Source organism: Enterococcus durans (assembly GCF_002277935.1).
Lineage (GTDB): Bacteria > Bacillota > Bacilli > Lactobacillales > Enterococcaceae > Enterococcus_B > Enterococcus_B durans.
The window spans coordinates 2,209,290-2,229,852 of the sequence record NZ_CP022930.1; the positions used below are offsets into that span (position 1 = coordinate 2,209,290).

At 40.8% G+C, this 20,563-nt stretch carries 17 protein-coding genes; all 17 read left to right on the forward strand.

Annotation, left to right across the window (positions count from 1 at the left end; all coding sequences use genetic code 11):
* A complete protein-coding gene (purL, locus tag CJZ72_RS10585; RefSeq protein ID WP_081133438.1) occupies positions 1 to 2,223 on the forward strand; it encodes a phosphoribosylformylglycinamidine synthase subunit PurL in 2,223 nt (740 codons plus the stop codon).
* Entirely contained in the window at positions 2,208 to 3,647 is a 1,440-nt protein-coding gene (gene purF / locus CJZ72_RS10590; protein WP_081133439.1) for an amidophosphoribosyltransferase, read from the forward strand. Before purL ends, purF begins: the two co-directional genes overlap by 16 nt.
* Before the next feature lie 23 nt (positions 3,648 to 3,670).
* Positions 3,671 to 4,717 (forward strand): phosphoribosylformylglycinamidine cyclo-ligase, encoded by a 1,047-nt coding sequence (purM, locus tag CJZ72_RS10595; protein WP_081133440.1) that lies wholly within the window; start codon positions 3,671 to 3,673, stop codon positions 4,715 to 4,717.
* Complete coding sequence (purN, locus tag CJZ72_RS10600) at positions 4,714 to 5,304, forward strand: phosphoribosylglycinamide formyltransferase (protein ID WP_081133441.1); 591 nt, start codon at positions 4,714 to 4,716, stop codon at positions 5,302 to 5,304. Before purM ends, purN begins: the two co-directional genes overlap by 4 nt.
* Positions 5,301 to 6,836 carry a bifunctional phosphoribosylaminoimidazolecarboxamide formyltransferase/IMP cyclohydrolase gene (gene purH, locus CJZ72_RS10605; RefSeq protein ID WP_095443817.1) on the forward strand — a complete coding sequence of 512 codons (1,536 nt, stop codon included), beginning with the start codon at positions 5,301 to 5,303 and terminating at the stop codon, positions 6,834 to 6,836. Before purN ends, purH begins: the two co-directional genes overlap by 4 nt.
* A gap of 16 nt (positions 6,837 to 6,852) precedes the next feature.
* Positions 6,853 to 8,127: a phosphoribosylamine--glycine ligase gene (gene purD / locus CJZ72_RS10610; RefSeq protein WP_081133443.1), complete on the forward strand. Its 1,275-nt coding sequence runs from the start codon at positions 6,853 to 6,855 to the stop codon at positions 8,125 to 8,127.
* Positions 8,128 to 8,241: 114 nt separating this feature from the next.
* A complete protein-coding gene (locus CJZ72_RS10615) occupies positions 8,242 to 9,156 on the forward strand; it encodes an aldo/keto reductase (RefSeq protein WP_081133444.1) in 915 nt (304 codons plus the stop codon).
* Between the two features lie 114 nt (positions 9,157 to 9,270).
* Entirely contained in the window at positions 9,271 to 10,263 is a 993-nt protein-coding gene (locus tag CJZ72_RS10620; protein ID WP_232509733.1) for a hypothetical protein, read from the forward strand.
* The gene (locus CJZ72_RS14780) at positions 10,248 to 10,499 is read left to right on the forward strand and encodes a hypothetical protein (protein ID WP_232509734.1); all 252 of its coding nucleotides are present in this window, start codon (positions 10,248 to 10,250) and stop codon (positions 10,497 to 10,499) included. Before CJZ72_RS10620 ends, CJZ72_RS14780 begins: the two co-directional genes overlap by 16 nt.
* A gap of 230 nt (positions 10,500 to 10,729) precedes the next feature.
* A complete protein-coding gene (gene guaC, locus CJZ72_RS10625; RefSeq protein WP_005876481.1) occupies positions 10,730 to 11,707 on the forward strand; it encodes a GMP reductase in 978 nt (325 codons plus the stop codon).
* Positions 11,708 to 11,949: 242 nt separating this feature from the next.
* The gene (locus CJZ72_RS10630) at positions 11,950 to 13,374 is read left to right on the forward strand and encodes an aminotransferase-like domain-containing protein (protein WP_081133446.1); all 1,425 of its coding nucleotides are present in this window, start codon (positions 11,950 to 11,952) and stop codon (positions 13,372 to 13,374) included.
* 452 nt (positions 13,375 to 13,826) lie between these two features.
* Entirely contained in the window at positions 13,827 to 14,936 is a 1,110-nt protein-coding gene (pdhA, locus tag CJZ72_RS10635) for a pyruvate dehydrogenase (acetyl-transferring) E1 component subunit alpha (RefSeq protein ID WP_005876485.1), read from the forward strand.
* Positions 14,937 to 14,938: 2 nt separating this feature from the next.
* Positions 14,939 to 15,916: an alpha-ketoacid dehydrogenase subunit beta gene (locus CJZ72_RS10640; protein WP_005876487.1), complete on the forward strand. Its 978-nt coding sequence runs from the start codon at positions 14,939 to 14,941 to the stop codon at positions 15,914 to 15,916.
* Positions 15,917 to 15,938: 22 nt separating this feature from the next.
* Entirely contained in the window at positions 15,939 to 17,576 is a 1,638-nt protein-coding gene (locus tag CJZ72_RS10645; protein ID WP_095443819.1) for a dihydrolipoyllysine-residue acetyltransferase, read from the forward strand.
* A 7-nt stretch (positions 17,577 to 17,583) separates the two neighbouring features.
* On the forward strand, positions 17,584 to 18,990 hold the full coding sequence (lpdA, locus tag CJZ72_RS10650) for a dihydrolipoyl dehydrogenase (protein ID WP_005876491.1): 1,407 nt from the start codon (positions 17,584 to 17,586) through the stop codon (positions 18,988 to 18,990).
* Positions 18,991 to 19,247: 257 nt separating this feature from the next.
* Entirely contained in the window at positions 19,248 to 19,817 is a 570-nt protein-coding gene (locus CJZ72_RS10655) for a hypothetical protein (protein WP_095443820.1), read from the forward strand.
* A 466-nt stretch (positions 19,818 to 20,283) separates the two neighbouring features.
* A complete protein-coding gene (locus CJZ72_RS10660) occupies positions 20,284 to 20,559 on the forward strand; it encodes a UPF0223 family protein (RefSeq protein ID WP_081133450.1) in 276 nt (91 codons plus the stop codon).
* Positions 20,560 to 20,563 lie beyond the last annotated feature (4 nt).

Sequence of the window (20,563 nt, forward strand, 5' to 3'; positions counted from 1 at the left end):
ATGAAAACATTAAGTGAACCGAGTGCTTTAGAAATCAAAGAGAAAAAAATCTATTCACAGTGGGGGTTGACTGATGAAGAATATCGCATGATCGAAGAAGATATTCTAGGAAGAATGCCTAACTATACAGAAACAGGTTTGTTCTCTGTGATGTGGAGCGAACATTGTTCTTATAAAAACTCGAAGCCCATCTTACGTAAATTCCCAACAAGCGGTCCGCAAGTCTTACAAGGTCCTGGTGAAGGGGCTGGGATCGTTGATATCGGTGATGGTCAAGCAGTTGTTTTCAAAGCGGAAAGCCATAACCATCCTTCAGCAGTTGAACCTTATGAAGGTGCAGCTACAGGAGTTGGAGGAATCATCAGGGATATTTTCAGTATGGGCGCACGACCAATCGCCATTCTAGATTCATTGCGTTTTGGTGAGTTAGATAATTCTCGTACGAAATATTTATTAGATGAAGTTGTAGCTGGTATCAGCGGTTATGGAAATTGTATCGGTATCCCAACTGTTGGTGGTGAGATTGCTTTTGATCCATGTTATGAAGGGAATCCATTAGTTAACGCAATGTGTGTAGGCTTGATCGATCATCAAAATATCCAAAAGGGACAAGCTTCAGGCGTCGGGAATTCAATCATGTATGTTGGTGCAAAAACCGGTCGCGATGGTATCCACGGTGCGACATTTGCTTCTGAAGAGTTCAGTCAAGAAGAAGAACAACAACGTTCAGCTGTTCAGGTAGGCGATCCATTTATGGAAAAACTTTTATTAGAGGCTTGTTTAGAACTTGTTTTAGATCATGCCGATATCCTAGTGGGGATCCAGGACATGGGGGCTGCTGGCTTGGTCTCTTCAAGTTCTGAGATGGCGTCTAAAGCTGGTTCGGGTTTGGTTTTGAGTCTAGACGATGTCCCACAACGGGAAAGCCATATGACACCTTATGAAATGATGCTTTCTGAATCACAGGAACGGATGTTGATTTGCGTCAAAAAAGGCGCAGAAGCACAAGTACAAGAGTTATTCAAAAAATATGATCTAGATGCTGTGACGATCGGTAAAGTGACAGATGATGGACTTTATCGTCTATACCATCATGGGGAAGAAGTAGCAAATTTACCAGTTGATGCGTTAGCAGAAGATGCACCAGTCTATGAAAAGGAAGCAAAAGAACCTGCCCGGATTAAAGAATTCAAAGAATTGGGTCAATATCAGCCAGTGCTCACTGATCCTAACGAAGTATTACTTGATCTATTACGTCAGCCAACGATTGCTTCGAAACATTCGATTTATGAAACGTATGATTCACAAGTACAAACGAATACAGTGGTCAGACCGGGAAGTGATGCGGCAGTTTTACGGATTCGTGGGACAGAAAAGGCATTGGCAATGACTACTGACTGTAATGCTCGCTATATCTATCTGAATCCTGAAATCGGTGGGCAGATCGCTGTAGCAGAAGCAGCAAGGAATATCGTTGCAAGCGGTGGGCAACCACTAGCAATCACAGATTGTTTGAATTATGGCTCTCCAGATAAACCAGAAGTATTCTGGGAATTAAAAACATCTGCTGAAGGTATCTCTGAAGCGTGCAGAGTGCTAGGGACGCCCGTTATTTCTGGGAATGTTTCTCTCTATAACGAAACAGATGGTCAAGCAATCTATCCAACACCGATGATCGGAATGGTCGGTTTGATTGAAAAACAACAGAATATCACGACACAAGAATTCAAAGAAGCAGGGGATCTTATCTATCTGCTTGGTGAAACTTACGAGGACTTCAATGGCAGTGAACTCCAAAAATTACAATTAGGAAAAATCCAAGGAGATATCGAACACTTTGATTTGACGATTGAAAAAGAGAACCAACAAATAGTGTTAGCAGCGATTAAGGCTGGAGTAGTCGCAAGTGCGCATGATTGCGCAGAAGGCGGGGTAGCGGTTGCCTTGGCAGAAGCAGCTTTTCCTAAAGGATTCGGCTTAGACGTACGGACGACAATGACAACAGCGAAACTATTCTCTGAAACACAGTCAAGATTCGTTTTGACGACTTCGCCAGAGAATAAAGCAGCTTTTGAAACAATCGTAGGCGAAAAAGCGACATTGATCGGGCAGGTAACCACGGAAAAAAGAATCACCATCCAAGCTTCTGATGGGAAAATTGATGTGGCTACTCAAGTTGCCTACAGAAACTGGAAGGAAGCGATCGAATGCCTTATGAAGTAAAGAGTTTAAATGAAGAGTGCGGGGTATTTGGCGTATGGGGGCATTCAGACGCTGCGAGTATCACTTACTTTGGTCTTCATAGTTTGCAACATCGTGGGCAAGAAGGAGCCGGGATCGTATCGAATGATCAAGGGAAACTGTTAGGTCATCGAGATCTCGGATTGCTTTCGGAAGTGTTCAAAGATCAAAGAAAATTAAAGGCGTTATCGGGTGAGGCTGCGATCGGACATGTCCGTTACGCAACGGCGGGAAATGGAAGTGTCGATAATATCCAGCCTTTCCTATTTAAATTTTATGATCAGTCAGTTGGTCTAGCGCACAATGGTAACTTAACGAATGCACGCTCACTACGAACAGAATTAGAAAAAGATGGAGCGATCTTTCATTCTAATTCTGATACAGAAATCCTGATGCATTTGATACGCCGAAGTGGTGAGCAGACGTTTCTTGGCAAACTAAAACATGCGTTGAATGAGGTGAAGGGTGGTTTTGCTTATCTTTTACTGACAGAAGACGCCATGATTGCGGCTCTTGATCCTAACGGTTTTCGTCCGCTTGCGATTGGACAAATGAAAAATGGTGCGTATGTGATTGCTTCGGAAACTTGTGCTCTGGAGGTAGTGGGTGCCAAGTTTGTGCGTGACGTTCGTCCAGGAGAAATCGTGATCATCGATGATTCAGGTTATCGTATCGAAACGTATACAAAAGATACGCAACTAGCCATCTGTTCAATGGAATATATCTATTTTGCGCGCCCCGATTCCAATATTGCAGGGGTCAATGTCCATACAGCGCGTAAGAATATGGGACGGAATTTAGCAAAAGAAGCGTTAGTCGATGCTGACATGGTAGTTGGTGTTCCTAATTCATCTTTGTCTGCTGCTAGCGGCTATGCTGAAGCAAGTGGTATTCCTTATGAAATTGGTTTAGTCAAAAACCAATATATTGCACGCACATTCATCCAACCAACCCCTGAATTGAGAGAACAAGGTGTCCGGATGAAACTCTCAGCAGTTCGCGGTGTGGTCGAAGGAAAGAGGATCGTGATGGTCGATGATTCGATCGTTCGAGGAACGACGAGTCGGCGGATCGTTCGTTTGCTGAAAGAAGCAGGGGCGAAAGAAGTCCATGTCCGGATTGCTTCACCACCATTGAAATATCCATGTTTTTATGGCATCGATATCCAAACAAGAAAAGAGCTGATTGCAGCGAATCATAGTGTAGAAGAAATCAGACAATGTATTGAAGCTGACTCACTTGAATTTTTAAGTGAAGAAGGATTGATCCAAGCAATCGGTCTAGCGGAGGATGCTCCATATTCTGGTTTGTGTATGGCTTATTTCAATGGGGATTATCCTACTCCACTCTACGATTACGAAGAAAAGTACCAGGAATCATTAAAAGAAAAAGTATCGTTTTTTTGATTATTAAGGAGGACACGAACGAGATGGGAAATGCTTATGCGAATGCGGGTGTGAATGTCGAAGCAGGTTATGAAGTAGTCGAAAGGATCAAAAAGCATGTCAAAAGGACAGAACGACTTGGTGTAATGGGGGCTCTTGGCGGTTTTGGCGGGTGTTTCGAGCTTAGCTCATTCAGCCATTTGAAGGAACCGGTCCTAGTTTCTGGTACAGACGGTGTGGGAACGAAATTACTCCTAGCGATCGAATCTGGGATACACGATACGATCGGAATTGATTGTGTAGCGATGTGTGTGAATGATATTCTTGCGCAAGGTGCTGAACCACTCTATTTTCTGGATTATTTGGCAACAGGAAAGAATTCTCCAGAAAAGTTAGAAAAAGTCGTAGCGGGAGTAGCTACTGGCTGTGTTGAGGCCAATATGGCTCTGATCGGCGGCGAAACAGCGGAAATGCCGGGGATGTACACAGAAGACGAGTATGATCTTGCTGGTTTTGCGGTAGGCATCGCTGAAAAAGCGCAATTGATCACAGGAAAAGCAATCAAAGCTGGGGATGTCCTTCTTGGCTTGCCCTCTAGTGGTATTCATTCTAATGGCTATTCATTGGTGCGCAAAATCTTCTTTGAGAAACATGACTTTACATTATCTGATACGATCAGCGGATTATCAGAACCGCTTAGTGCAGAGTTGCTAAAACCTACAAAAATCTATGTTTCTTCACTATTACCTATTATGAAAGAGCAAAAAATCAAAGGCGCAGCTCATATCACTGGTGGTGGGTTTGTTGAAAATATCCCCCGCATGCTGCCTGAAGAAACAGCGGCTCGCATCCAACTAGGTTCTTGGCCGACATTGCCGATCTTCGATTGTTTGGAAAAATACGGCGAAATCCCGACGAATGAAATGTATGAAATCTTTAATATGGGCATTGGGATGGTATTAGCAGTAGAAGCCACTGAAGCTGACGAGATCATGGCGAAAATACAAAAACAAGGGGAAGCTGTTTATCGTATTGGAGAAGTCGTACCGTTAGAAACAGAAAAAGTGGAATTTGCTGAGGCAACAAGATGAGGATCGCAGTATTTGCTTCGGGAAATGGCAGTAATTTTCAAGCGTTGGTTGAGTATTTCCGTGAAAAAGGGTTAACAGATCAATTTGTGTGGCTTTTTTGTGATCAACCGAATGCATACGTTTTAGAACGTGCGAGTAAACTGGATATTTCGACAAGTGTATTTTCTCCAAAAGAATTTCAGTCGAAAAAAGCATACGAAGAAAAAATATTGGAATGTTTGTTGGACAAAGAAGTAGATATGATTGTTTTAGCAGGATATATGCGGATCATCGGTTCTACTTTACTAGATCAATATGAATCACGGATCATCAATATCCATCCTTCTTTATTACCTGATTTTCCAGGATTACATGGTATTCGTGATGCGTTTGAAGCAGGAGTAAAGAAAACAGGAGTGACGATCCATTACATTGATAAAGGTGTTGATACTGGTCCGATCATTTGTCAAGAAAGTGTAGAAATCAAAAAAGAGGATACACTGGAAGAGTTAGAAAGGCGGATCCATCAAGTAGAACATCGAATCTACCCAAAAGTGATTGAACAAGTTGTAAAAGAAATGAAGACGATGGAGGCTCATATAAAATGACAAGAGCATTAATAAGTGTGTCAGATAAAAAAGGCGTTATTGCGTTTGCTGAAGGGCTAATAGAAAATGGCATTGAGATCATCTCTACTGGTGGGACGAAGAAAGTGCTTGATGAAGCAGGTATTCCCACGATTTCAATTGAAGAAGTAACGGATTTTCCTGAGATGATGGATGGTCGTGTCAAAACCCTTCACCCAAAGATCCATGGGGGATTGTTGGGTCGTCGAGATCTAGCTAGTCATATGGAGGCCATGGCAGCTTCGCAGATCACGCCAATTGATTTTGTCTGTGTCAATTTATATCCATTTAAAGAAACGATCATGAAATCCGGTGTAACGGAAGAAGAAGCAATTGAAAATATCGATATTGGTGGACCAAGTATGTTGCGTAGCGCAGCTAAAAACCATCAGTTTGTGACAGCAGTCGTTGATCCTGCAGACTATCCTATGGTTCTTTCGGAATTGAAAGAACAGGGGGGAACGTCCTTTGCAACGAGAAAAAAATTAGCTGCAAAGGTATTTCGCCATACTGCTGCATATGATGCTTTGATCGCACAGTATCTAACTGGTCAAGTAGCTGAACGAGAACCAGAAAAATTGACGCTTACCTTTGATCGAAAACAGGATCTTCGCTATGGAGAAAACAGTCATCAAAAGGCAGCGTTTTATGAAACGGCATTGCCGGAAAGTTATTCGATTGCCCAAGCACAACAACTTCATGGAAAAGAATTGTCCTTCAATAATATTCGTGATGCGGATGCGGCGCTACGGATCATGCGAGAGTATCAAGAACCGACTGTTGTTGCGTTGAAACATATGAACCCTTGTGGGATTGGTTCTGCTTCAACGATTTTTGCTGCTTGGAATGCTGCTTATGAAGCAGACCCTGTATCGATTTTTGGCGGAATCATCGTTCTCAACCGAGAAGTAGATCTGCCTACAGCTGAAGCGATGCATAAGCTTTTTCTAGAAATCATCATTGCACCATCGTTTACACCAGAGAGTTTAGAAGTATTGAAGACGAAGAAAAATATTCGCTTGCTGACTGTTGATTTTACTGTGAAAGAGTCCACGTATACGGAAGAAACGGTTTCTGTTTTAGGTGGATTATTAGTCCAAGACAAAGATGTTGCGATGGAAGAGAAACAAGATTGGCAAGTAGTGACTGATCGAAAACCGACTGAAGAGGAACTAGCTGCTATGGCTTTTGCTTGGCGAGCGGTGAAACATGTGAAGTCAAATGCGATTGTTTTGGCAAATGAACATCAAACAGTAGGAATCGGTGCGGGACAAATGAATCGTGTGGGTTCTGTTAAGATCGCTATTGAACAAGCAGGAGCTAAGACCAAGGATGCGGTGTTAGCAAGTGATGCTTATTTTCCAATGGATGACTCTGTCGAATATGCCGCAAAACACGGAATCAAAGCGATCATCCAACCAGGGGGGAGTATCAAAGACCAAGCATCCATCGATATGGCAAATAAATATGGTGTGGCAATGGTATTTACTGATGTACGTCATTTCAGACACTAATACAAAGGAGTAGCAGATGAATATATTGATTATAGGTGCTGGTGGCAGAGAGCATGCGATAGGAAAGAAAATAAAACAGAGTCCGAAAGTTAACAAGGTCTATTGTGCACCTGGTAATCCAGGGATGACCATCGATGGCATCGAACAAGTAGATATCCATGAACTGGATCATCAAAACTTGATTGAATTCGCCAAAAAAAATCAGATTACTTGGACGTTCGTTGGTCCAGAACAACCATTGTTGAATGGGATCGTCGATGACTTTCAAGCCGCTGGTCTAAAAATTTTTGGCCCAACTCAATCTGCGGCGATAATCGAAGGGTCGAAAAGTTTTGCAAAAGAACTGATGGGAAAATTTGGTATTCCAACAGCTAGATCAAAGAACTTTACGACTTTTACAGCTGCAAAACAATATATCGAAGAACAAGGGGCACCTATCGTTATCAAAGCGGATGGACTAGCTGCTGGTAAAGGTGTCGTAGTTGCTTTGACAGTGGAAGAAGCAGTTCAAGCTGCGAAAGAAATGTTAGAAGATCATCGCTTTGGAGACAGCGGAAAATTGATCGTTGTTGAAGAATTTTTATCGGGAGAGGAATTTTCTTTACTGGCATTCGTCAATGGGAATGAGATATATCCGATGCCGATCTCACAAGACCACAAACGAGCATACGACGAGGATCGAGGTCCAAATACAGGCGGAATGGGTGCGTATACGCCAGTGCCACAAATCGCCGACGAGTTAGTGGAAGAAGCGATTCAGAAAATCCTTCAGCCAGCTGCTGATGGAATGGTAGAACTGGGACGTCCGTTCGTTGGTATTTTGTATGCTGGTTTGATTGCAACACCAACGGGGCCCAAAGTGATTGAATTCAATGCAAGATTTGGAGACCCTGAAACGCAAGTCGTCTTATCCCGTTTGAAAAGTGACTTTGTCCAAGTAATTGATGAATTGCTTAAAGGGCAGGCACCAAGTGAACTTGTATGGGAGAATGAGGGGTATAACGTGGGTGTAGTTGTTGCAGCTGAAGGGTACCCGGGCGACTACTTAAAAGGGATGCCACTCCCTGATTTTTCAACTGAGGATGTGACCGTCTATTATGCAGGCGTAAGGAAAGAAGAGGGTAATTTAGTTGGATCAGGTGGGCGAATCTACTTGGTAGAGAGTTCTGGTAAAACCTTGACTGAGGCAAGAACAAACATCTACACAGCGCTTGCGGCAAAAGATACGAATCAGACATTCTATCGGACAGATATTGGGGCAAAAGGGCTACGCGTAACATCGAAAAGTTGAGACTAGGGCAAGACACCGTATTTTTCTGGAGAATAGAAAAATACGGTGTCTATTTTTAAAGCCTTTTCATTAAAGTTGTGGTAAAATTATCCCGAAAAGAAAGGAAGTTTTGAGATGAAACAGATTCAATTGGGTGCATCAAGTCAGATGGTTTCCTCTGTTATTCTTGGTTGTATGCGAATCAACGGAGCAAAGGATCCAGTAAAAGTGATTGAAACAGCTTACGATAATGGAATCAATTTTTTTGATCACGCCGATATTTACGGAGGCGGAGAATGTGAATCGATTTTTGCTGATGCGTTGGCAAAAACGTCGCTTAAACGAGAAGACTTATTTATCCAGACGAAGTGCGGGATAGTTCCTGGTGTTATGTTCGATTTTTCAAAAAAACATATCATTGAATCGGTAGAAGGAAGCCTTCAACGTTTGAAAATGGACTATGTAGATGCGCTTTTACTCCATCGTCCAGATACTTTAGTCGATCCTAGCGAAGTGGCTGAAGCGTTTGATGAATTAGAAAAATCAGGGAAAGTTCGCCATTTTGGTGTCAGCAATCAAAAACCAATGCAAATCGACTTGCTTAAGAAGTATGTGAAACAGCCATTACTAGCCAATCAATTGCAATTTGGCTTAAAGCATTCTGGAATGATCGACCAAGGAATCCATGTCAATATGACTGATGATGGAAGCGTTGACCATGACGGTAGTGTATTAGATTACTCACGCTTGAATGATATGACTATCCAGGCGTGGTCTCCTTACCAATACGGATTTTTTGAAGGAGTATTTATTGGAAATGAAAAATTCCCTGAGTTGAATCAAGCATTGGATAACTTAGCTGAAAAATACGGAACGACTCCGACCGGTTTAGCAGCGGCGTGGATCTTGCGTCATCCTGCAAATATGCAAGTAATTGCTGGGACGATGAATCCTGGAAGGATCGAAGAAATTGCGAAAGCGTCAGAAATCCAATTAACGCGCGAAGATTGGTATGAACTTTATCGTGCAGCAGGAAATATCCTTCCTTAAACAATATGAAGCCGTTAGTCAGTTGAGGTTGATCTAACGGCTTTTTTACATAGAATAAAAAACACATAAACAAATAAAGAAAGGAAGAAGAACATGGCGACACATAAAGAGCTGTTGAAAGCAGAGAAAAAAGCATTGAACAAGCTTTTTGTGAGGGAACTTTCCAATGTTAGGAAAGAAACTCATGAACTTGATCAACTACAAAAAGCGATCGTAGTCCACGTTAATTATGGGAATAGCAAAGATAGAACAACTTTAGAGCAAAAATACGTAGATAGTCAGGTCGTTGATTTGTTGAATCAATATAGGAAAAAGATAGATGATCATTTGCCGAGATTACGCAGGGTGAAACAAATTGAAAAAGATATCGATTACGCCAAAAAATATTCCTATTATCAGGGTAGCCATACATTCAAAAGACTGAACTATGAAGAAGGGTGGGCTACATGGAAATTAGAGAATGCTGAAGGAATATACTATCCTCCTCCGTTGAAAAAGTATATCGAGCGTTTGAATACCACTTATGATGACGTTCACCTAAATACAGTTATACCTGTACATCCAATGAAAAATAAACTATATCCAGGTACATATACCAAAAACAATTCCCTTAGCCGAAGAGTCCTACATACGCAAAAAGCTCGATTGAATAAAGAAGTGAAAGAACAAATAAAGGTGATTGAAATAAGTGAAAAGGAGTTAGATAAAGCTACCACAAGTATTCTCAACAGTTGTGAAGACATTGGCAAAACGATCAGTGAGCTTGAAACATTGGAGTATCAGAAGTTGTGTGTCAAGCATAGCGAGTGTTTTGTTACATACATCGATCAATTTGTGGCTCTGGATCAAGTAAGAACTAAGCTTCATCAAACAAGAATAGCGTTGGTACATCATACATCTTTGAATACAGAGAATAAAATAAAGTATATCAATGCTAGTCAAACACTCAAAAAAGTCAACTACACACAGGATTCGTTTGCTGGAAATCTTCAATTGGCGCTTAAAAAGTATCAATCTCCCCAAATCCTTGAATTTTATGATGTTTATACGAATCGAAGCAGTCGAGAGAGAATAGCTAAAGCATTAAAAAAATGGGCAAGCTCTTAGCGAAAGTCGATAAAGAAAAAGAAGTTGTCGAGAATACGCAACCTCCAAAAATACAGCAAGAAACTCTTAATCATCCGGTGATAGAACGTGCTCAAAGTAATCAGTCGATCAACTCTCGGCGACTTGGTGTCGTCATCAATCAAGCAGTCGCTAACAGCACGAATGAGTCCTATATAAAAAGAAATCGGGAAACGGCTAAAAAAGTTGACCAACCTGATAGGAGCTCGATGCTCTAAGGGCACGGGTCGCTCATTTTTATAATCAACTACGTAAATACCTTTAAAAACGAACAATGGGCAAAAAAAACAAAATCTGTGGGGAAATGCTGATTTTGTTTTTTTGTTTGCTTTTTCTCTTGATTTTTTATTTCAATTAGGTTAAATTACATAGGGCGCTAAAAATAAGTGCTTTGAAAGTAAATAATGTTCGTGTTTTACCGTATTCGAACATCAGGAGGATCATGTCAATGAAAGTATTTGATTACGAAGATATCCAACTAATTCCTAATAAATGTATCGTGAATAGCCGTTCAGAGTGTGATACGACCGTTACTCTAGGAAAACACACATTCAAGATGCCTGTAGTACCGGCGAACATGCAGACGATCATCGATGACTCGATTGCAGAATTTCTAGCAGAAAATGGCTATTTCTATATCATGCACCGTTTTGATGAAGCGGCAAGAATCCCATTTGTCAAAAAAATGAAGGAACGCCAATTGATCAGTTCGATCAGTGTCGGGGTGAAAAAGGAAGAGTATTCTTTTGTAGAAGAGTTAGCCAAACAAGGATTAGCGCCAGACTATATCACGATCGATATTGCACATGGTCATTCAAATTCTGTCATTGAAATGATCCAACATATCAAAGCGCATTTGCCAGAAACTTTTGTGATTGCTGGAAATGTTGGTACGCCAGAAGCAGTCCGTGAATTAGAGAATGCCGGTGCTGATGCCACGAAAGTCGGCATTGGACCTGGGAAAGTATGTATCACTAAAATCAAAACAGGGTTTGGTACTGGTGGTTGGCAACTGGCGGCTCTTAGATGGTGCGCAAAAGCAGCAAGAAAACCGATTATTGCAGATGGTGGTATTCGTACGCATGGTGATATTGCGAAATCAGTACGCTTTGGTGCAACGATGGTAATGATTGGCTCGCTTTTTGCAGGACATGAAGAATCACCTGGAGAAACTAAAGTGGAAAATGGTGTCGTATATAAAGAATATTTCGGTTCTGCATCAGAGTTCCAAAAAGGTGAAAAGAAAAATGTCGAAGGCAAGAAAATTTGGATCCAACATAAAGGATCATTAAAAGATACGCTGATTGAAATGCAGCAAGATCTACAGTCTTCGATCTCCTACGCAGGTGGAAGAGACCTTGAAGCTATTCGAAAAGTAGATTATGTAATCGTGAAAAATTCGATTTTCAACGGAGATACGATCTAAAGAAGATCAATGAAATAAAAACGGAACTAGCAGAAAGTGGACTTCAATAAATAAGAAAAAATTCAGAGGAGTTGTTTTTCAAATTCCTAAGAATCTTATGTTATTGACACGAAGCAGTGGTTAGCTCCGATTTAGAGGGTGCGACAAAGGTGACTTTTCCTTTTGTCGTGCTCTTATTTTTTATTTTCTGTTTCTTTCTACGGAAAATCCGTTAAAATAAAGAAAAAAACTGGAGAAAAAACATGTGGAAAGAAATAGATAAAACGAAGGGACCAATCTATCGGCAAATGATGGATCAGATAATGAAAAATATCGAAAATGGCAATCTAGCTCCTGGGGAAAGATTGCCTTCTGAACGAAAATTGGCGGCTGCTTTTAGGACGAATCGGACAACAGTGGTACGTGCGTTGGATGAATTGCGTGATCTGGGAGTTCTTACTAGTCGACAGGGAAGCGGACGCTATGTCAATCAAACGGAATGGGGAAAGTTTTCTGTTCCGCGAATCAATTGGCGTGAACTTTTTTCTCAGCGCTATGAGCAAGTAGATGACTGGTATGAAGAACGGATCAAGGAAGCAAAAAAACAACCAGATTTTCTGGATCTTTTCTCCAGTGAAATGCCGAATAAACTATTGCCTGATGTACAATTTCCGGCACATACGATGGCAGAAATGATCACTGAAGAGCAAAAAATGACGGATCTAGGTTATCTTCCGTTAGTAGAAAAAATTGAAGGATATTTAAGTGACGAGTTTCAATTTGATTTTTCCCGCACACAGTTATTAGTGACGGTGGGAGGGCAACAAGCTATTTTTTTGATTTTACAAACACTTCTCTCCAATGGAGATGCAGTAGCAGTCGAATCACCTTCCTTTTTCTATCGTTTGGCTTTGTTTAGAGCAACAGGGACTCGTCTATTTGGTATCCCGATGGATGATGAGGGGATAGATTTGGCTATTTTAGAAAAGTCCATCCAAAAAAATAAAATCAAAGCTGTACTAGTCAACCCTAATTTCCAAAATCCTACCGGGAAAGTCATGTCGCAAAAACGGCGAAATGATCTAGTCGTACTGTGTAGGAAGTATCAGGTCCCGATTGTTGAAGATGATGTTTTTAGTGATCTTTCGTTTCAGGAAGTTGAAAAAAGCCCTGTTTCTATCCATTCACTCGATCCTGAAAATGTTCTATATGTTGGTTCTTTATCTAGACTACTTGGGAAGACGACAAAAATCGGTTGGATAATCGGCCCGCAAACGTTGATCTTCAAATTAGCCAAAGCGCAACAAATGATGGAATTCTCCATGAGTATCTTTACACAAATTGCTGCCACTGCAGTTTTCGAAGAAAGTTATGATGCGAAACTAGCGCTTGTACGTAACCAGTTGCAGGAAAAAAGTTTGTTGTTGCAGAAATGGGCACAGAAGCAGAACTTTTTCAATGTCTGGCCAATCAAAGGTGGATATTATGCCTGGGTAACATGGGAAGGAAAGAAAATGACGGCAGAAATTGCAAGTGAAGCGGTGGCAAAAGGGTTAGGCGTAGCCCCTAGTTGGTTATTTGGTCGGGAGACGAATGGGATAAGGATCAATTTCAGCAGACTTGACCAAGATCGAATGATTGTTTTTGCCAAACGAATGGAAGAATTGGCAGGTTGGTTGCAAGCATGAACTAAATGAAGGAATAAATAGTGCAACAGTTTGGAAAAAACCTGACTGTTGCTTTTTAGTTGAAAAAAATGCACATATAGGAGTAAATTAGAATATAAGTGTTTGTTTATTTTATCACTAATATCTTTAGAGCTTTTGCTTGGTTCGTGAAAAAGGTATAACAATAAGCTTTGTTTATAGTAACAGCTAGTATAGTGAAGGCAAAAAAAACAAGGGATAATGGCAAAAAAATGTAAACCGCTTTCTTGATTGTGATTGACTTCACTAATGTTGTAATAAAGCGGATATCTGTAATTTTTTTAAATCGTGAAAATTTGGGCTTTAAGCTTGTGTTTCTTAATGATACGTGATAATTTATAAATGAAGACGGTTAAATAGTGATACAGATTATATCGCTGTTTCAATCGCAGAAAGAAGAGATTTTCTTATAGATGAGAGAGGAATGTGTGATAATGGCAAACAAGAAAGCACCTATCGACTTCACTGCATTATTAGAAGAAGTCAATTCAGATTTTCCAGTATACCAAGCACTAGACCAAGATGGTAAAGTAGTAAATGAAAACCTTGTTCCTGATTTATCAGATGAACAATTAGTTGAATTGATGACGAATATGGTTTGGTCTCGTGTTTTAGATCAACGGTCAACCGCTTTGAATCGTCAAGGACGTTTAGGATTTTTCGCCCCAACAGCAGGACAAGAAGCAAGTCAGCTTGCAAGTTCATTTGCATTTGATAAAGAGGATGTATTGCTCCCAGGTTATCGTGATGTCCCTCAATTGGTTAAACATGGTTTACCTTTATCGCAAGCATTCTTGTGGTCACGCGGACATGCGGCAGGAAACTTTTATCCAGAAGAATTGAAAGCTCTACCACCACAAATCATCATTGGCGCACAATATGTTCAAGCGGCTGGTGTAGCACTTGGCTTAAAGAAACGTAATAAGAAAAATGTAGTGTTCACTTACACAGGTGATGGCGGTTCTTCACAAGGAGATTTCTATGAAGCAATCAACTTTGCTGGTGCTTACCATGCCAACGCAGTATTCTACATTCAAAATAATGGTTTCGCTATCTCAACTCCTCGTGAAAAGCAAACAGCTGCTAAAACACTAGCACAAAAAGCTGTCGCTGCTGGTATTCCAGGTATCCAAGTTGATGGCATGGACCCATTAGCAGTTTACACTGTATCTAAGATGGCACGCGATTGGGCAGTAAGTGGTAATGGCCCTGTGTTGATCGAAACGTTAACTTACCGTTACGGACCACATACATTATCAGGAGATGATCCAACACGTTACCGTACGAAAGATACGGATGACGAGTGGCAGAAAAAAGATCCATTGATCCGTTTCCGTAATTATTTGACTGAAAAAGGATTATGGTCAGAAGAAAAAGAAGAACAAGTTATTGAACAAACAAAAGAAGAAATCAAAGCAGCAATTGCAGAAGCTGATAAAATGCCAAAACAAAAAGTATCAGATTTCTTGAAAAATATGTTTGAAGTTTCTCCCCAAACAATCAAAGAACAAATTGCAATCTATGAAGCGAAGGAGTCGAAATAATCATGGCACAAAAAACAATGATTCAAGCAATCACAGATGCCTTAGCGTTGGAACTAGAAAATGACGAAAATGTTCTCGTTTTTGGTGAAGATGTCGGTAAAAACGGTGGGGTATTCCGTGCAACAGAAGGATTGCAAGAAAAATTTGGCGAAGAACGCGTTTTTGACACTCCTTTAGCGGAATCAGGAATCGCTGGACTTGGATTTGGATTGGCTCTTGAAGGATTCCGTCCGGTACCAGAAATCCAGTTTTTCGGATTTATTTTCGAAGCAATGGATGAAGTCGTTGCACAAATGGCACGTACGAGATACCGCATGGGGGGAACAAGAAACTTACCGATCACGATCCGTTCACCATTCGGTGGGGGTGTTCATACACCAGAACTTCACTCGGATAATTTAGAAGGATTGATTGCTCAGTCACCAGGGATTCGCGTAGTCATCCCATCAAATCCGTACGATGCAAAAGGACTATTGATTTCAGCTATCCGAAGTAATGACCCAGTCGTCTACTTGGAACATATGAAACTATACCGTTCGTTCCGCGAGGAAGTGCCAGATGAAGCGTATGAAGTACCTTTAGATAAAGCAGCTGTCACACGTGAAGGGTCTGATGTTTCGATCATCACATATGGTGCAATGGTTCGTGAAGCAATCAAAGCAGCAGACAATCTTGCAAAAGAAGATATTTCAGTAGAAATCATCGATCTACGTACGGTAGCACCATTGGATGTCGACACGATCATTCAATCTGTTGAAAAAACTGGTCGTGTTGTAGTTGTGCAAGAAGCACAAAGACAAGCTGGCGTAAGTGCACAAGTGATTTCTGAAATCTCAGAACGCGCGATCCTTTCTTTAGAGGCACCAATCGGCCGTGTTGCAGCACCAGACACTGTCTTTCCTTTTGGACAAGCAGAAAATATCTGGTTACCTAATGCTGCTGATATTGAAGCAAAAGTGAAAGAAATCGCAGAATTCTAAGAAGAGGGGACGTAATTAAATCATGGCATATCAATTTAAATTACCTGATATCGGTGAAGGTATCGCAGAAGGTGAAATCGTCAAATGGTTTGTTAAAGCAGGAGATACGATCAATGAAGACGATACTTTATTAGAAGTACAAAATGATAAATCAGTTGAAGAAATTCCTTCTCCAGTCACAGGGACAGTCAAAAATGTTCTTGTACCAGAAGGCACAGTAGCAAATGTAGGGGATGTATTGGTAGAAATCGATGCTCCTGGACACGAAGATAACGAGGAAAGCGGTGGCGATGCTGGTGTAGCAGCCAAAGAACAAACACCAGAACAGCCTGCAGCTGAACCGACTGCTGACACTGAAACACAAGGGACAGACGGTGGCATGTTTGAATTCAAGTTGCCTGATATCGGTGAAGGTATCGCAGAAGGTGAAATCGTCAAATGGTTTGTTAAAGCAGGAGATACGATCAATGAAGACGATACTTTATTAGAAGTACAAAATGATAAATCAGTTGAAGAAATTCCTTCTCCAGTAACAGGGACAGTCAAAAATGTTCTTGTACCAGAAGGCACAGTGGCAAATGTAGGGGATGTATTAGTTGAAATCGATGCCCCTGGTCATAACACTGCTCCATCAAGTGCAAAACCAGCTGTACCTGCTTCTGAAAAAGTCGAAACATCGGGATCAGCCGCTGTTGTCGAAGCTTCAGATCCAGATAAACGTGTGTTGGCGATGCCATCTGTTCGTCAATTCGCTCGTGAAAAAGATGTTGACATCTCTCAAGTGACGGCTACAGGAAAAGGCGGACGTGTGACAAAAGAAGATATTGAAAACTTCATTTCTGGTGGGGCTCCTGCAAAAGCAGAAGAAGCAGCACCTGTAAAAGAAACTGCTCCTGCTGAAAAAGCTGAAACAAAACCAGCGAAACCAGCTCAAGCATTCAAGTCAAATCTAGGTGATCTAGAAGAACGCGTAGCATTGACTCCTACACGTAAAGCTATTGCGAAAGCCATGGTCAACAGCAAACAAACAGCGCCTCATGTGACGTTACATGATGAAGTTGAAGTTTCTAAATTGTGGGATAACCGCAAACGATTCAAGGAAGTTGCAGCAGCCAATGGAACAAAACTTACTTTCTTGCCATACGTGGTGAAAGCATTGACAGCTACAGTGAAAAAATTCCCTATCTTGAATGCTTCGATTGATGATGCAAAACAAGAAATCGTATATAAAAATTACTATAATATCGGTATCGCTACAGATACAGATCATGGGTTATATGTGCCAAACGTGAAAGATGCAGACCGCAAAGGAATGTTTGCCATCGCTGACGAAATCAACGAAAAAGCAAAACTAGCTCATGATGGAAAACTATCTGCTGATGATATGCGTAATGGAACGATCACCATCAGCAATATCGGTTCAGTTGGTGGCGGCTGGTTTACTCCAGTAATCAACTACCCAGAAGTAGCGATCTTAGGTGTCGGTACAATTGCACAACAACCGATCGTGAATGGTGAAGGTGAAATCGTCGTAGGTCGAGTAATGAAACTTTCTCTAAGTTTCGATCACCGGATCGTTGATGGTGCGACAGCACAACAAGCAATGAACAATATCAAACGTCTTTTAGCTGATCCAGAGCTATTAATGATGGAAGGATGATAAACAAATGGTAGTTGGAGATTTTGCTGTAGAATTAGATACAGTTGTAATCGGTGCGGGACCTGGCGGCTATGTAGCAGCCATCCGCGCTGCTGAAATGGGTCAAAAAGTTGCAATCATCGAAAGAGAATATATCGGTGGCGTTTGTTTGAATGTCGGCTGTATTCCTTCAAAAGCATTGATTGCTGCAGGACATCATTATCAAGAATCACTTGATTCCACTATTTTTGGTGTAACAAGCGAAAATGTTACTCTTGATTTTGAGAAAACACAAGATTGGAAAGAAAACAAGGTAGTTAAAACACTTACTTCCGGTGTTGGATTCTTACTAAAAAAACACAAAGTAGAAACGATTGAAGGAGAAGCTTTCTTCGTGGATGATCATACATTGCGTGTGATCCATCCAGATTCAGCACAAACGTATTCATTTAACAATGCAATCATTGCTACTGGTTCACGCCCTATCGAAATTCCAGGATTCAAATTTGGTGGACGTGTACTTGATTCAACTGGCGGTCTAGCATTGAAAGAAGTACCTAAGAAGTTTGTGATCATCGGTGGCGGTGTCATTGGTGCGGAACTCGGTGGTGCGTATGCAAATCTTGGAGCCGAAGTAACGATTCTTGAAGGTTCGCCACAAATCTTACCAACTTATGAAAAAGATTTGGTGAAACTAGTGGAAGACGACTTTAAGAAAAAAGGAGTAACCGTTGTAACCAATGCCATGGCAAAAGAAGCAGTAGATAATGGCGATAGCGTAACAGTCAAATATGCTGTTGACGGGAAAGAAGAAACTGTGACGGCTGATTATGTCATGGTAACAGTTGGTCGCCGTCCAAATACTGATGACATGGGCTTAGAACAAGCTGGTGTTGAAGTTGGCGAACGCGGATTGATCAAAGTGGATAAACAAGGGCGCACGAATGTTCCGAATATATATGCGATCGGCGATATCGTACCCGGTGCAGCATTAGCCCATAAAGCAAGCTATGAAGCGAAAATTGCAGCTGAAGCTATCTCAGGCAAAAAGGTAGCTGTCGACTATAAAGCAATGCCGGCAGTTGCATTTACGGATCCTGAATTGGCTTCTGTCGGAATGACGATCAAAGAAGCAAAAGAAGCTGGACTAGAAGCGACTGCTTATAAATTCCCATTTTCTGGAAATGGTCGTGCCTTGTCACTTGCGAAAACTGAAGGCTTCATTCGTTTAGTCACAACAAATGACGATAATGTGGTCATTGGCGCACAAATCGGTGGTGTTGGTGCCAGCGATATGGTGTCAGAATTAGCTTTAGCCATTGAATCAGGAATGAATGCGGAAGATATCGCTTTAACTATCCATCCACATCCATCCCTTGGAGAAATCACAATGGATGCATCAGAATTAGCATTAGGATTACCGATCCATATTTAAAGATTAAAGAGAACTCTCTCTATCATTGAGTGATAATTGATTATCAATACGAGCCAAGTACCTAATTCCATTGAGTTAGGTACTTGGCTTTTTGTATGTACGTTAATTCTCAAATATGAAAAAATGGGACATCTGTCTATCTGGTTATTTGTTAAGATTCTCTTAGCGAGTAAATCTTTAGAACGTAAGAAAGAATGGAGAACCGTAGTTTTTTGCTTTCAATCATAGATTGCTTGAATAAAAAAGGAGTGGAGAAAGTGAATAACCCAGAAAAAAATCCTGAAGAGGTTTATGTAACGCCAACAACTAGAGATCTTAGAAATCATCCTCAAAGTGATAAGATACGGCAGATATTTGTTCGAAGTGAGGAAAATTTCTTTCGTCATTTATCGGATCTCTTTGTAAAAGAACCTGAAGTTTACGCTAAAGTTGAGGAAATCATTTTTGACAAGTTCCAGTTGTCTGTTCCTTCGTTATTAGAAATGGTTGAACGAAAAGGAGAAAACATTCTACGTGCTCCAGTACTCTTGCCAGAATATGAAGAACAGCGAAAAGAAGCAGTAAAAAAACTATATCTTGCCTGTCGAGATGAAGCGGAAACTGCAATCTTCAATGCCTATCATCGAAATGGATATTGCATCGCTGAAATTGTTTCGCCAAGTTTCAACCGCCTTATTGAAGAAACGAAGAACTTTGAAAGAAGAAGAGACAATGTGCGTTTTGCCGCACGTGCGCTTGAAGCTTGTCTTAAAAATCTACGTAGAGATAAGCCTATCAATCTGATCAATTTTTATACAAAACCGGCGAGACAGGGCAATGATAGATGAGTAGTGGTTGTTCTTTAGTTACAAGTGAGCAACAACTTCTCCCTAATAAAAACATATTGATGAACGAAGAAAAATCCACCAAGAGGCGAACAAAAAATGAGTGAAATCAGGCAATGACTTAAATTGCCTGATTTTTTGCCGTGATTGGAATGAGGCGGGGACAGAAGTGTTTAACTCCAAGAAATAAGAAGAAATTACGAAAATTGCTTTTCAAATTTTTGTGAATTTCGGCTTATTTAAGAAGGAGTTGCTTCTGCTCTCACCGTTTATTCGTTTTTAAAAAATGTGACAAAAATGCTTCTTACTTTTTCTCCCACGCTCAAAGAATGACGGGGATAGGGAATATGGAAGTTTAATTTCATGTTACATAATTATATTATGTAAACTAAAAAAAGTAAAAATAGTTGGTTGCTTGTTCTTTTCTATGATACACTGATTTTGATTATGATGAATAGGAGAATGAGCGATGCAAGAGTATCAATATCCATTAGACCTTGATTGGACGACCGAAGAAATGGTGATCGTCATGAAAATGTGGGAGGACCTAGAAACTGCAAATGAAAAAGGAATCGCAAACGATCAGTTTCTAAAAACCTATCAAAACTTTAAAACAGTGATCAAATCGATCGGTGAAGAAAAACGACTAGGCAGAGAATTTGAGAAAGCTTCTGGCTATTCCTTATACCGAACGGTTCAGGAAGCAAAAAAGAATACGAATAAAATCTTGAAGATAAACGGGTGAAGGC